Origin of the sequence: Pseudoalteromonas sp. McH1-7 (assembly GCF_013366255.1) — a bacterium.
GTDB classification, from domain to species: Bacteria; Pseudomonadota; Gammaproteobacteria; order Enterobacterales; family Alteromonadaceae; genus Pseudoalteromonas; species Pseudoalteromonas peptidolytica.
In genome coordinates this window covers 106,528-120,949 of the sequence record NZ_JABWPQ010000020.1, presented here as the reverse complement: position 1 = coordinate 120,949, position 14,422 = coordinate 106,528, and the positions used below count along the sequence as shown (strand labels likewise).

The following is a 14,422-nucleotide window of genomic DNA, read 5'->3' as shown; positions in this document are numbered from 1 at the left end:
GGGTCATTAGCTCAGTTGGTAGAGCAGTGGACTTTTAATCCATTGGTCGATGGTTCGAGTCCATCATGACCCACCACGTTATAAGCTTAGAAACTTATCTTTTAGTGTAAATCAGGAAGATGAGCTAAACTTTTTCTTAAAAAGCATCATTCGCATTTTAAATGCTTGAGCGGGTCATTAGCTCAGTTGGTAGAGCAGTGGACTTTTAATCCATTGGTCGATGGTTCGAGTCCATCATGACCCACCATCCTCACAAGCTTCATATATTATTCAAATTACTTCCTTAAACTCGTCACTTTGAGTTAAACAATCGCTAGGATTCATACGCTATTTTTCGTATAATTCCATCTAATTATGCAATGTGGACTAGTGGTTGAGAAATGAGTCTAGCTGAACGTATTATGCCGGAAGATTATATCTTCCCACCAAAACCTGCCCCTCTTACCGTCGAAGAAAAAGCAGAGTATAAAGCGCGTATCAAAGCGCTGTTAGTTGAAAAAAATGCGGTACTCGTTGCCCATTATTATACAGATCCTGAGATCCAAGCACTTGCTGAAGAAACTGGTGGCTGTGTGGCCGACTCTTTAGAAATGGCACGCTTTGGTGCTAAGCAAGAAGACAAGGATATGATCATTGTTGCCGGTGTTCGTTTTATGGGCGAGACAGCAAAGATCTTAACGCCGCACAAAACAGTTGTTATGCCAACACTTGATGCAACTTGCTCGTTAGATGTCGGTTGTCCAATTGACGAATTTTCAGCATTTTGCGATCAGCACCCAGATAGAAAAGTCGTTGTTTACGCAAACACTTCAACTGCAGTAAAAGCAAGAGCTGATTGGATCGTAACGTCCTCTTGTGCACTTGAAATTGTTGAGCACCTTGACGAACAAGGCGAGAAAATCATTTGGGGACCAGATAAACACTTAGGCTCTTATATCCAAAAGAAAACCGGTGCGGACATGATTATGTGGAATGGCGCTTGTATTGTTCATGACGAGTTCAAAACTAAAGCGCTAAGAGACATGAAGCAGCTTCATCCGGATGCTGCTGTGCTTGTTCATCCTGAGTCACCTGCGGAAATTGTAGATTTAGCAGATGCAGTAGGCTCGACAAGCCAGTTAATTAAAGCGGCACAAGACATGCCGAATCAAAAATTTATCGTAGCGACAGATCGCGGCATCTTCTACAAGATGCAGCAGCTTTGCCCAGAAAAAGAGTTCTTCGAAGCGCCCACCGCTGGTGAAGGTGCAACGTGCCGTAGCTGTGCACACTGTCCTTGGATGGCAATGAACGGCTTACAAGCAATTGAAGAAGCACTTATCAGTCCAAAAGGAAAAGAAGTCTTTGTTGATATGGAACTGCGTGAAGGTGCGCTACGTTCGTTAAATCGTATGCTAGATTTTTCAGCTTCAATACCAAAGTAGTTGGATTTATAGCCAGATAAATTCAAAAAGCAAAAAACTACTTGATAAAGTGCGAGGCTTTTCATAGTATTAGCCCCGCAATTCAGTGCGGAGAGATGGCTGAGTGGCTGAAGGCGCACGACTGGAACTCGTGTATACGTTTGTAGCGTATCGAGGGTTCGAATCCCTCTCTCTCCGCCATTCTTCCTGATTAGAACCAATCACTTATATCACTTACACTCTTTTTTAGTCGCAAAAGTTTAAAACTGAGTTTTAATCACCAACGATGATACTTTCTCAAATTCAATGCGTGCTCCTGCATGTCGACTTGACAAGGTTTTCTCGCCTCAAAATAGACCACTTAATTAAGAAAATTGGTATTACAGGCACCGAACAAAGGTATTTTGGAAAAGTTGTGTGTTTAATACTCCGGCTCTCAGAGCGTTAGCATAATCTGTTAGACCAACTGATATAAAACTGGAGCAATTAATGCTCGCCCTCGTCACTATTTGATGCTTCATTGGCATCTTGTTGGGCTGCAATTTTCTCACGTTCAGCTTTTGAGATGTAGCGTGGCTTATTGCTTTTATGAAGTTTAGCATTTGCACGCTTGTCTTTTTTCTTTAGTGTTTCGTAAATTTTCTTTTTGCGATTCATGTTCGAAGCTCATGGTAAATGAAAGACTATTTTACCTCAGAGTAAGTCGGTTCAACAATGGTAAATGTAATGCCACTCTTATCAGTGCTGTGGATAATTAATACTATTAAAAGGAGAGGTGACAAAATTTCCCGCTTAATATTAGCAAACAGCGACTAGCACCAATTAATTTTAATAATTGCTCAATTTGAAGGCGTAAATCTGACGCTAACAGCGTTAAAAACTTCTTATTTACAACAAGTAAATAAGGAGTTTTTTCTGCCCACATGGGTATAGTGAGCTCAGCGTCAGCAGGGGGGAGCGGAGTTAGCGGCAAGGTTTTCTCGCCTTCAAAATAGACAGCGTAACAAAGATAACTAGTATAAAAATCGTATTATACAGAGCCTTTAGCCAAATTGCTGATAATGGATATTGGCACGGTGGTGCATCAGCTTGGTCTACTTATCAAGGGGTAAGGGAAGCGGCTAAGGTTTGATCAGCGAGAGCTTGCAATTCAGCGCTGTTACATTGGGTTGCAGAGTATGTTCGAATACCGTAAACACACATAATAAAAAATCGTGCTTTGTTCGTTGCAGCTTCCTCACTCATGACTTCGCTATCAGGCCATGGAGTCAAAAACTGCTGTTTTATCAACGATTCAAAGTGTTGCAAGTGGGTGCTTAGTGCACTTTGGATCTCTTTATCCTGTTCACCAATTTCATTAAGCGTTTTAGTCAATAAGCACACTTTTTTTGACTCGTCGCCAACACACTCATTGGTTAGATCTTGCAAAAAACGCTCAAGTGCACAGCGAAGGCTTGTACTGTTTTCAAATAGTTGCTGATAATGCGCTCGTCTATCTGCCTGATATTGTTCTATTGCAGCAAGTAACAACCCCTTTTTGTTTTTAAATGCACAGTAAATAGAGCCAGGGTGTAGCCCAGTGACTTCAGTCAGTTTGGGCATACTGGTTTTGTTGTAACCGTATGTCATAAATGCTTGCATTGCATTTCTTAATACGGATTCTCTATTAAACTCTGCTGTTCTCATTGCATACCTATGGCTATCAACTACAAATTCCGCCGCCATTATAACAAATGTCATTGGGTTTGATGGTAGCAATAAAAATAAAAGAAAGGAAATTACTTGAATAATGATTCAAGAATACATATCTTGAATGTATATTCAAAAAAGGAGATCCCCAAATGACCCAAGTACTTTTTGAGACGCTAACTCTCAACGACAGCATCACATTGAACAATCGCATTTTAATGGCACCTCTAACGCGTTGTATGGCTGATGATGAACTCGTGCCAACAGCCGATATGGTGAAATATTACGCCAAGCGTGCAGGAGCTGGTTTGATCATTAGCGAAGCGACGATTATTCGCCCTGATGGCCAAGGTTACCCGAATACTCCAGGGCTGTTCACTCAAGCGCAAATTGCGGGCTGGAAAAAAGTAACAGAAGCTGTGCATGCTGAAGGGGGGAAAATGTTTGCGCAGTTATGGCATGTGGGGCGCGTTGCGCATCCGCATTTTTTTGATGGAGAAGTACTAGCCCCTTCTGCAATTGGTATTGAAGGCTCTGTTCCTAGAATGCGTGAGCTGACTTATCAAACTCCAAAAGCGGCAACAAAAGCAGACATTAAGCAGTTAGTTGATGATTATGCAAAGGCGGCAGAGAATGCCATTGAAGCGGGTTTTGATGGCGTTGAAATCCATGGTGCTAATGGGTATTTGATTGATCAGTTTCTACACTATGCAGCAAACCAGCGCTCAGATGAGTACGGTGAAACACCAGCAAATATGAGCCGTTTTGCACTGGAAGTAACAGATGCTGTGATTGAGCTCATTGGTTCGCACAGAGTTGCTTTACGAGTGTCACCTGGTGCCTACTTTAATATGGAGGGCGATAAAAGAGACAGAGCCGTTTTCGATTACTTAATCACCGAATTGAACGCTCGTAATCTTGCTTATTTACATCTTGGTATTTTTGATGACGCTATGGAGTTTGACTATTTAGACGGACGTGCATCTGCTTATTTACGCAAAGTATACGATGGAACTCTTGTAGGAGTCGGCAGTTATACAGCGGAAACTGGTGCTAAAGCAATTGAAAACGACCAATTTGACTTGTTAGCAATTGGCCGACCTTTTATTGCAAATGGAGACTATGTTGAAAAGGTAAGAGCAGGAGAAGTACTCGTGGAATATAACGAGTCTATGTTGGCGTCACTAGAATAAAGAGGCGACGATTTTCGTCAATAAAAAGGAATCAACTCTAAAAATGTCGAACCCTTACGTTTGGCATTTTTTTATTTGTGGCATAAGCTTAACGCATATCCGACATGCTATCACTTATGGTATTAAATATAGGAGCTCTGTTTTTTTGAGTGAGGTAGGCTGTTAACTCAATATTTTGCTAATCATTATTCAACTGCTTAGAGCTTTATTATTAACATTGGTACGAATAAAGGCGTATTTTTCGGTTTATTTGTTCACCAGTTATGTAATAATACGCAAGCAGAGTAGTTGTGAGTGCGCCAAACATGCAAGAAGATTTACTTAATTCAGTTATCAAAATCACCAAAACGCGAGATGTTGATTCTCTCGAATATAGCTTGGTATCAACCATTCAAGAGTTTATAGGGTGTGAAGAGGTCGCTGTTTTTAAAGACCTACTTGTACCTGGTGAGATAACAATAGAAAGAAGCTTATTGCTGAGAAAGCTCTCTGATAAAGAGTTTGATTGGGAAGAAAGAAGCTTGATAAAAGAGCCTGATAAAGAGCTTATTTCTTGTTTGCAGTCAGCATGTATTATCACAGTGCAGGCAAAGGACGGTACCGAGCGTCGCTGGGTGCCTATTAGTCTGCTCGATAAGCCCGTCGGTGCCATTGCCGTAGTGAGTAACGGTCTGTCGAGTTCTGATCAGGTTCTATTGAATGCGTTTTGCCGTATTTTCGAAAACTACCTCACTATTCTTCATGAAAACGAGAGAGACAAGCTGACAGGTCTACTCAATCGTCAAACCTTTGAAAAGCGCTTAAAGCAGCTCATTGAAAAGCAAGTTATAAAGCAGCATAAAACCGTATGGCATGGTGACGTGCGCTCAATTCATAAAGGGGCGACATCTTGGCTTGCGATAATGGACATTGACCACTTTAAAAAAGTGAATGATAACTACGGTCATGTATGCGGAGATGAAGTCTTACTTTTGCTTGCTCAGCGTATGCGCCAGTTTTTTCGCTCTACTGATTTACTTTTTCGTTTCGGCGGTGAAGAGTTTGTGCTGGTATTTGAACCGACCGATTATGACTCGATAAAAGCGAAAATGGACGAGTTTATGGATCTTGTCAGAAGTACACATTTTCCGTTCGTGAAAAAGCTAACAGTAAGCGTTGGCATGTCTCGAATAAGCCCTTATGACTTTCCCATTACGGTCTTAGAAAATGCGGATAAAGCATTATATTACGCTAAAGAAAATGGGCGTGACATGCTATGTTTTTATGAAGCACTTCTTTCAGAGCATAAAATAGAAATACCAGAAGGTAACACGGATATTGATCTGTTCTAGTGACTCTTAATAGTGTAAAGCATTGAGTATGTCGTTTTTATATGCACCTAACAGCCTAAAAGTTGCTATTACTACCGCTCACAGGGAGATTCAGATACACTTAACCTAGCGTTAAACTGCATGGCAGACAACATGTTACACATCATTCAATCAAACCGAATGGAAATCTTGCAGGCGCAACTCTGCACGTTGATAAAATCCGCTCCGCTTACCAATCCTTTTGCCAAAGAAACTGTATTGGTACAGTCTCCGGGTATGTCCGAGTGGTTAAAACTTGGTATGAGTCAGCACTTGGGGATCAGCGCACAAGTAGATTTTCCTTTACCCTCCAGTTTTATTTGGAAGTTATATCAACGTTTTATCGACGATGTGCCAAGTGAGTCCGCGTTTAATAAAGGTAACATGGCTTGGAAGCTTTTTACGATATTACCTACTTGCATTGACAACCCAAATTACGTTGCGTTAAAACGCTATTTGGGGGAAGACCCTTCAGGAATCAAACTATTTGCGTTATGCGAAAAAATTGCTGACGTATTTGACCAATATTTGATGTACAGACCTGAGTGGATAGAGCTTTGGGAACAAGGTCACGATAGTCTCCTAGACGTTGATGTGGCTGCTATTGCACCTTGGCAGCCAGATCTTTGGCGGCGCTTGGTAAATCACGTGACTAAGCTTGAGCAAAGCCCATATCATCGCGCTAACATGCATGAGCAATTGTTACAGGCATTGGATCACACTGAAGCAGAGCAACTCCCAGAGCGGATCTGTATTTTTGGACTGTCGGCCATTGCGACAAGCCAGCTAGAGATCTTCCAAGCGCTTGGTAAGAAAACCAATGTATTTTTGTTTTTTTTCAATCCCAGTGAACATTATTGGGGGGATTTGGTTGATGAAAAAACACAGGCCAAAGTTGCAGCAAAATATGCCAAAATGCCTGAGCTTGAAGCGAAAGATGGTGAGTATTATTACATTGGTAATCCGCTATTGTCGTCGTGGGGGAAACTGGGGCGAGATTACTTTGAACAGCTACTACAGTTAGACGCGAGTTGGATTGATGGCTTTGATTGTGAATTCAACGATCATCTGTTGGGTCTGGTACAGCGAGAAATTTACCAATTGGCATTTAAGGGTGAATCATTAACTGCCGATCCAAACTGGTTTGTCTCTGAAGAAGGCAAATTACCAATTCCAGCGCATGACCGCACTTTAGTATTTCAAGATTGCCATACTCCACTGCGTGAAGTGGAACGGTTACATGATTATTTACTGAATCTTTTTGAGCAACACCCAACACTTACCCCCAAAGATGTAATCGTAATGATGCCTGATGTTGGTGCCTACTCACCCTTCATTAAAGCTGTTTTTGATAGTACGGATGAAGCAATTCGCATTCCATACGCGATCTCGGATTTAGCGATTGAACAAGAGCGACCTATACTTACATCCTTTGTTACTTTAACCGACCTACCTCATAATCGCTTTTGTGTGTCTGACATTTTAGATTTGTTGGGGGTGGCACCGATTGCGGAGCAGTTTGACCTAGAAGCACATGAATTTGACTTGATCCGCTATTGGCTTGAGCAGGTGAACGTAAAGTGGGGCTTGAACGAGCAGCATAAGTATGAGTATGGGCTGCCTAAAATATCGTTAAACACATGGCAACATGGTCTAAACAGATTGCTTTTAGGTGTTGCGACTAACGACGAGCTTACCTCGTTTGCGTCAATTTACCCAGCTGATGAAGTTGAAGGCATGTCGGTGGCTGTGCTAAACAAGCTGATCGGTTTTATTGATGCTTTGATATGGTTGAAGCAAGCCCTAAGTAAGGAGCAAACGTTAGCGCATTTTGCCACCATTTTGCGTCAAGCAATGGCACTATTTTATTTTGCTGAGTCAGAGCAGAGTTGGGATTTGCTCAAGCTTGAACAGATCATCGAAAATATTGAAAAGCATTATGAGAATGGTGATATTCAAGAGCCTGTGTCGGCAAAGATATTGGCTTACTTGGTCAAACAAGGTGTAAAAGAGAAGGGAGTAGGACAACGCTTTTTAGCTGGCGCTATTAATTTTTGTACACTGATGCCGATGCGGGCAATTCCATTTAAAGTGGTTTGCATGCTTGGCTTAAATGATGCGGACTATCCCCGCACGGTGCAGCCCATAGGCTTTGATTTAGTTGCTCATTCAACACGAAGAAAAGGTGACCGCTCGCGAAAGTTAGATGACAGATATCTATTTTTGGAGGCGCTACTAAGTGCTAGAGAAAATCTCTATATCAGTTATATCGGTCGGTCATGCTTCAATAATGAAGTGCAAGTGCCCTCAGTATTGGTCAGTGAATTGGCTGAGTATCTGGCGCGTAGCTTTTATTTTGAGGATACGCCTGAGCAGCCTGTCGTATCTAGATTAACGCAACAGCTGCCATTGCAACCATTCAATCCCGAACATTTTAAAGCTGGTTCGCTGCAAAGTTATAATAAAACCTGGTTATGGCAACATACAGCGATTGAAAATAAGGCTGAGGACGCGCCGCTTGAGGTACCGCTGGATACCGAAATTGAGTTTAGTGATTTGCTACGCGGAGTCTGCGAACCACAAAAGTTATTTTATCAGCAATCTCTTGGTGTAAAACTAAAGCCCATAGAGGCACTTGCTCCAGACGAGGAACCATTTGCATTAAATGCCTTGGAGCGCTATCAATATCTGGATGAAGTTCTTGAAGCACAACTGCGACAAAAACCTCTCAATATTGAGCAAATTTTGCAGCGGGGGTCATTACCACAAGCGAACATAGGTAAACTTCAGTTAGATGGGCTTTTGATGCGTATTGAGCCTATGACGAGAGTACTGACTCCTTTACTCTGTGAAGCTAAAGAGCCCATTGAGCTCAAGTTGCACCTCGATAGTCATATTGTAGTGGGATGGCTCGATAGTTTATATGAAAATCGCCAAGTGTATTACCGCAGCGCCAGTATTAAGGCTAAAGATTTGATTAAGGGCTTTCTAAACCACTGTGCTGCTTGTGCGATAGGGCAGGAAGTGACGACTTATATTGTGGGTCTAGATCAGAGCATTAAATTTGCTGTGCAGGGACAGCAGCAATCACTTGAATATCTACAACAGTGGCTAGCGTTTTATAAACAAGCGCTCAGCGAACCAATTCCTTTTTTTGCAAATACCAGCATGGAGTTTGCCAAAACACAAGACCTCAAAAAAGCAGCGAGTAAATTTAAGCCGCAATATATTGGTCGTGGCGAGGGGGAGGATCCCTATGTACAGCTTTGCTTTAATGATCTCTCTACTCATGAGTTGCGCTTTTGTGAACTAAGCCTCGCTCTACTTGAGCCGATATTAAAGACTGCAACGGAGGTGGCTCATGGAAATACTTAATCCCGTCACTATGCAGCTGAGTGGGTTAAACCTTATTGAAGCCAGTGCCGGCACAGGAAAGACTTATACTATCACGGGCCTTTATCTGCGCTACTTACTTGGTTTGCGCACACCGGGTGAGCAAACCACTCCATTAAGTGTTGAACAAATTCTTGTGGTTACTTTCACTGAAGCCGCGACGCAAGAGATCAAAGACAGAGTGCGCAAACGTATCATCCAGGCCAGAGATGTATTGCTTGGTGAAATAGTTAACGATGATTTGATAGCCGCAATTTTAGCTCAAGTTACAGATAAAAAGCGGGCTTTTGATCTACTCGATGCGGCGGCTAAATCGATGGATGAAGCAGCGATTTTCACCATTCACGGCTTTTGTCAAAGAATGTTAAAGCAACATGCTTTTGAGTCTAAAGTGGCATTTAACCTAGAGTTTATTCTTGATGAAAGTGAACTTATTGAAGCTGCAATGGCAGATCATTGGCGGCGTTTTGTTTACCCTCTAGACGAAGAAAAGACCCAAGCGGTGGTCGAACAATTTGCTACGCCTTATGCACTTGCCAAGCAAGTCAAGCCACTACTTAGCAAAGAAAACGCTGATATTAAACCTGCGATGTCGTTAGATGCGGTGTTTGCCGCGCGCGAAAAGTACCAAACGCTAGCGCTTTGGTTAAAGGCTGAGATAGTCAAAGCGGATTATCTTAACGTACTTAAAAATGCAGGTTTGGCAGGTAATCGTGCGCCTGGCCGAAAGGCAAATTTACAAGCCCTTGAAGACTATGTAAATAGTGAACAGTGGTGGTTTGAGTTTGGTTCTAGCAATCACTCCTTTGGTTTGTGGGGCAGCGAAAGCTTAGCTGATCCTAAACAGTATAAAAAGAATACTACACCTTTGCAGCATGAACTCATTCGCCATTTTGATACCTTAGCTGAATTACATCATTTAGTGAGTAGTGGTCTCAATATTGCCTTGGTGCGCCAAGCAGTAACTGAGGTTAGTGCATTGCTACGTGCACACAAAGAAGAATATGGACTAATTTCTCCTGACGATTTATTGAAACAGTTACATCAAGCATTGCTAGGTGATAGCGGTGAAGCTCTGGGTGAGAAGATAGCGCTGCAATATCCTGTTGCTATGATCGATGAGTTCCAAGACACCGATCCTGTGCAGTACGGTATTTTTAGTGAAATTTACAAGCGTGAGCAGACCGCTCTGACAATGATTGGCGATCCAAAGCAAGCAATTTATGGTTTTCGAGGGGCAGATATTTTCACCTACATTGGCGCTAAAAAAGGGATTGCAAGTCACAACCAATTTACGCTAGCCACCAATTATCGCTCTGACAGTGATGTTGTGGCTGCGGTAAACACTATTTTCACGCGTCACCCAAACAGCTTTATCTATAACCAAGACATCCCCTTTATTGAAGTCAGTGCTAAAGGCAAAGCGCAGGATGCACGCTTTACCATTAACGGTGAAAAACACACCGCCTTGTGTTTTAGTGCACTGCCCAATGGCGATGAAGCTCTCAATAAAAGCGCAGCACAAGCGGGGTTGAGCCAAGCGTTTGCTGCGAAAGTTGCAGCCTTGATAGAAAAAGGACAAGCAGGGCTTGCTAAAATTGGTGAAGAGCCAGTGGTACCTGCCGATATTTGTATTTTGGTACGTGACCGTATTGAAGCCAGTTTAATGAAACGTGCTTTAAACCAGCGTGGTGTTGCCAGTGTTTATCTTGCCAGAGATAGTGTGTTTAGCCAGCCGTTAGCTACTGCCTTGTATCAGTTATTAGAAGTGCTGCATGGTAGCTATGATGAGGCTGCCCTTAGAGGTGTGCTTGCTGGGCCTTTGTTTAACCTTGAGCATCGTGCATTATTTGAATTGCAATTTAACGAACAAGAGTGGCAGCATTATTTGCAGCTATTTAGTGAGTTAACTCAGTTGTGGTATCGCTCTGGTGCGATGGCGATGTTAGAGCACCTGCTTTGCGTATGTGAGCTTCCTGTTGTTTGGCGGCAAAAGGGGATTGAAGTTGAGCGTTGGCTCACAGACTTTCGCCACTTGGCAGAGCTGTTACAGCATAAGCAGCTGGAGTTGGATGGCAGCGGTCGAGTGTTACGCTGGTTCTTATCACAATTGAATAATGCGCAAAGTGATAGCAGTCAAATTCGACTAGAGAGCGATGCTAACTTAGTCAAGATAGTGACGATGCACGCTTCAAAAGGGCTGGAATATCCTCTTGTTTTTATGCCGTTTGCGCTGGGCTATCGAGAATCAGATACCTGTGTGTACCATCAAGAAGGAAAGCTCGTTGTTGACCTTGATGCGGGTGAGGAAGCGAAAGAAAGTGCTGAACAAGAGCGCTTAGCTGAGGATATTCGTTTACTCTACGTCGCGCTCACCCGAGCAGTGCATTACTGTGAATTGGGTCTATACGACATACAGCAAGGCAGAAGTAAAAAATCGGCGCTTCATAAAACTGCGCTGGGCTTTGTGTTATTTGGCGCGCAGACGTTTGATACGGAAAATGAATGGCAAAGAGAATTATCACAGCTTTGTGATACACACACAGCAATGGCCTTCACTTTGGTAGAGCACGCGCAATACCCCAATCAAATTATTACCACCTCGGCAAATGAAGCGCCACCGCGACTGACTGCCAAAGTATTTACCGGTAGCATAGAAAGGCACTGGCGTACTACCAGCTTTAGTCAGCTTAGTTATCATACCCACCATGGTGATAAACCCGCTGGCGCAGTAGATGAAAACCATTTACTCGATTTACCCGAGCAGCGCCAAGAAAGGGAAAAGAATGCCTATACTTTTCCAAAAGGGGCTAAACCTGGAAGCTGCTTGCACGAAATTTTTGAGCTGATTGATTTTACAGCACCGCATGTGCCACAAGGGGACGACAAACTCACGCTCACAGAGGCGGTAGCCAAATCGTTGGACAAATATGGTATTGCCGATGACTGGCAAACTCCTGCAGAGCAGTGGATAGCTAGTAGCTTAGCTACGCCACTACTTCCTCATACTGAACTACAACTTGCTCAGCTTAAACCAGAACATTGTATCGTTGAAATGGAATTCTATTTGCCTTTAAAGCCTCTCAGTGCCATGAAACTTAACAAGATCTTGAGTGATATTACCGGGCAAAAGTCATTTTTAAACTTTGATGATGTAAAAGGCATGCTAAAAGGCTTTATTGATTTGATATTTCAATGGCAAGGGCAATTCTTTATTCTCGATTATAAATCGAACTATTTAGGTGATAGTTCAGACGATTATCAACATGATAACTTAAGTGCGGCGATGTCCTCTCATCAATACCATCTACAATATATGATTTATACCGTTGCGCTGCACCGATTATTAAAGCAACGCCTACCTGACTACCAAGTGCAGCAGCATCTAGGTGGGAACTATTATCTGTTTTTGCGCGCGCTTCCAGATAACCAAGGTATTTTCTTTAATCAATTGAGTGTAGAGCAAGTGTTACAATTGGATGCGTTGTTTGAGGAGTCGGTATGAGTCAATTAAGTATGGACTTTGATGCCTTTGACCATGATAGTTTTATCTCTCTATTAGTAGAGCATAAACGTATAGGAAAAGCCGATTTAGCGCTGGCTAAGTTATTGAATGAACAGCGCCTAGATGATTATTTATATGTCTTTTTGTTGTTGTTAATTGCGCACTCACGCCAGCATAGTTGTTTAGCGCTCGAAGAGATTAATTGGCAAGACCCGTTTGAGCTGAACTACCTTGTTGAAGATGTCAGCCAAGCATTGTCACCTTTTATAAATACGACCATGACAATACAGGCGCTCTTGCAACACCCGGCTATTGGTGAGGATAAACCGCTCAGGCTTTACGGAAGTAAGCTTTATTTGGCTCGTTTAGCTAATTACGAAGCGAAACTCGCCGGTTATTTTGAGACACTAGCAAGAGCTCAGGTTACATTAGATGAAGAAAAACTCAGCAGCTTGTTAGACTTCTACTTTCTACCGCAACAGGGAACAGAAGAGCTTGACTGGCAAAAAGTGGCTTGTACGCTGGCAGTTGTAAAGCGCTTTTGTGTGATCACAGGTGGTCCCGGAACTGGCAAAACGACCACCGTCACTAAGCTATTAGCGATTTTGCAGTCACTGTATGGACGTGCACCCCTCACGATTAAACTCGTCGCACCAACGGGTAAAGCTGCAGCTAGGCTAAGCGAGTCTATTATTGGTGCAAAAGCCAGACTTACCTTACCTTCTGATTTAGCCGAACTACTTCCAGAGCAAGCGCAAACTGTTCACCGTCTGCTCGGTGTGATCCCGAATAGTTTGCACTACCGTCACAATCAAGATAATCCATTACACTTGGATGTACTTATTGTTGATGAAGCCTCTATGGTTGACTTGTCTTTAATGGCAAAGCTGGTGGATGCGTTACCAAAACATGCTCGGTTGATCCTACTTGGCGATAAAGACCAGTTGGCATCGGTGGATACAGGCAATGTACTTAGTGATTTATGTGAGAATTTAACGCTGGGGCAAGTGCCAAACTATAGCCATGAACTAAGCACTAAATTGACCAGCTTAAGTAGGCAAGCGTTACCAAAAGGCAGTCATGAACCTGCCCAATTTATGCTTGAGGACAATCTCGCATTTTTACAAAAAAGCCACCGTTTCGATAGTAATAGTGGTATTGGCCAACTGGCATATGCGGTAAATAGCAACAATAAACGAAAATTAGACGCAGTGATTAAGCAAGGCTTTGCTGATCTGCGACTACATGAACTCAATAGCGATGCTTATAATGCGCTTATTGTTCGTGCAGCAGCACATTATAAACGTTATCTTGAGGCAATTAATAGTGCACAAAGCGAAGCGTATATACACAGTGAATTTGCCAGTTATCAACTGCTCGCCGCTGTACGCGAAGGGCCATATGGCGTTAACGAACTAAATCGCCGAATTGAACTTAAGCTCGCTCAAATGGGACTTATCCAGCCTACAGGTCGTTTTTATGTTGGTATGCCGATTATGATCACGCAAAATGATTATCAGCTGAAACTTTTTAATGGAGATATCGGCATTATTCTGCGAGATGAGCAAGGAGACTTACAGGCCTCTTTTATAGATGAACAAGGTAACGTGAGGCGCTTTTACCCTGCGAGATTACCGAGCTTTGACCGAGTTTATGTAATGACAATACACAAGTCTCAAGGATCGGAGTTCGCCCATACCGCGATGATCTTGCCTCCAATCCAACGCGCTCAGCAGGGCATTAATCGGCAGCTCATTTACACCGGTATTACTCGAGCTAAAAAACACTTTGAATTAGTTGCACAATATAAGGTTTTACTCAGTGGCATGAACCGCAGTGTGAGTCGCAGTAGTGGCCTTCGGGAGCGACTCTCGTTTACGGAATGAGCCA

At 42.8% G+C, this 14,422-nt stretch carries 8 protein-coding genes and 3 tRNA genes; 9 read left to right on the top strand and 2 right to left on the bottom strand.

The features are described 5' to 3' along the window. From HUZ36_RS15005 to HUZ36_RS14990, 4 genes are all read left to right on the top strand, one after another. A tRNA-Lys gene (locus HUZ36_RS15005) sits at positions 1-76 on the top strand. A gap of 95 nt (positions 77-171) precedes the next feature. Beyond that, a tRNA-Lys gene (locus HUZ36_RS15000) sits at positions 172-247 on the top strand. Positions 248-380: 133 nt separating this feature from the next. After that, positions 381-1,424: a quinolinate synthase NadA gene (gene nadA / locus HUZ36_RS14995; RefSeq protein WP_176033273.1), complete on the top strand. Its 1,044-nt coding sequence runs from the start codon at positions 381-383 to the stop codon at positions 1,422-1,424. Positions 1,425-1,513: 89 nt separating this feature from the next. Continuing rightward, positions 1,514-1,604: transfer RNA gene (locus tag HUZ36_RS14990), tRNA-Ser, on the top strand. 285 nt (positions 1,605-1,889) lie between these two features. Here the strand turns inward: HUZ36_RS14990 and HUZ36_RS14985 are convergent. Both HUZ36_RS14985 and HUZ36_RS14980 read right to left on the bottom strand, forming a co-directional pair. Continuing rightward, positions 1,890-2,060 carry a DUF2986 domain-containing protein gene (locus tag HUZ36_RS14985; RefSeq protein WP_125252830.1) on the bottom strand — a complete coding sequence of 57 codons (171 nt, stop codon included), beginning with the start codon at positions 2,058-2,060 and terminating at the stop codon, positions 1,890-1,892. Positions 2,061-2,504: 444 nt separating this feature from the next. Further along, complete coding sequence (locus HUZ36_RS14980; RefSeq protein ID WP_176033272.1) at positions 2,505-3,089, bottom strand: TetR/AcrR family transcriptional regulator; 585 nt, start codon at positions 3,087-3,089, stop codon at positions 2,505-2,507. Between the two features lie 155 nt (positions 3,090-3,244). Here HUZ36_RS14980 and HUZ36_RS14975 point away from each other — a divergent pair, with 155 nt between their 5' ends. The 5 genes from HUZ36_RS14975 (at position 3,245) to recD (ending at position 14,418) form a co-directional block, all read left to right on the top strand. Beyond that, positions 3,245-4,285 (top strand): alkene reductase, encoded by a 1,041-nt coding sequence (locus tag HUZ36_RS14975; RefSeq protein ID WP_176033271.1) that lies wholly within the window; start codon positions 3,245-3,247, stop codon positions 4,283-4,285. Between the two features lie 305 nt (positions 4,286-4,590). Further along, entirely contained in the window at positions 4,591-5,616 is a 1,026-nt protein-coding gene (locus HUZ36_RS14970; protein ID WP_125252888.1) for a GGDEF domain-containing protein, read from the top strand. Positions 5,617-5,748: 132 nt separating this feature from the next. Next, positions 5,749-9,009, top strand: a complete 3,261-nt coding sequence (gene recC / locus HUZ36_RS14965; protein WP_176033270.1) for an exodeoxyribonuclease V subunit gamma — start codon at positions 5,749-5,751, stop codon at positions 9,007-9,009. After that, on the top strand, positions 8,996-12,532 hold the full coding sequence (gene recB / locus HUZ36_RS14960) for an exodeoxyribonuclease V subunit beta (protein WP_176033269.1): 3,537 nt from the start codon (positions 8,996-8,998) through the stop codon (positions 12,530-12,532). Before recC ends, recB begins: the two co-directional genes overlap by 14 nt. Continuing rightward, positions 12,529-14,418, top strand: a complete 1,890-nt coding sequence (gene recD, locus HUZ36_RS14955; protein WP_176033268.1) for an exodeoxyribonuclease V subunit alpha — start codon at positions 12,529-12,531, stop codon at positions 14,416-14,418. Before recB ends, recD begins: the two co-directional genes overlap by 4 nt. Positions 14,419-14,422: the final 4 nt, after the last annotated feature.

Excerpts from the sequence above, each read along its gene's own strand:
- recB (WP_176033269.1), top strand. The coding sequence starts at position 8,996 with ATGGAAATACTTAATCCCGTCACTATGCAGCTGAGTGGGTTAAACCTT.
- recC (WP_176033270.1), top strand. The coding sequence starts at position 5,749 with ATGTTACACATCATTCAATCAAACCGAATGGAAATCTTGCAGGCGCAA.
- HUZ36_RS14970 (WP_125252888.1), top strand. The coding sequence starts at position 4,591 with ATGCAAGAAGATTTACTTAATTCAGTTATCAAAATCACCAAAACGCGA.
- nadA (WP_176033273.1), top strand. The coding sequence starts at position 381 with ATGAGTCTAGCTGAACGTATTATGCCGGAAGATTATATCTTCCCACCA.
- HUZ36_RS14980 (WP_176033272.1), bottom strand. The coding sequence starts at position 3,089 with ATGAGAACAGCAGAGTTTAATAGAGAATCCGTATTAAGAAATGCAATG.
- recD (WP_176033268.1), top strand. The coding sequence starts at position 12,529 with ATGAGTCAATTAAGTATGGACTTTGATGCCTTTGACCATGATAGTTTT.
- HUZ36_RS14975 (WP_176033271.1), top strand. The coding sequence starts at position 3,245 with ATGACCCAAGTACTTTTTGAGACGCTAACTCTCAACGACAGCATCACA.
- HUZ36_RS14985 (WP_125252830.1), bottom strand. The coding sequence starts at position 2,060 with ATGAATCGCAAAAAGAAAATTTACGAAACACTAAAGAAAAAAGACAAG.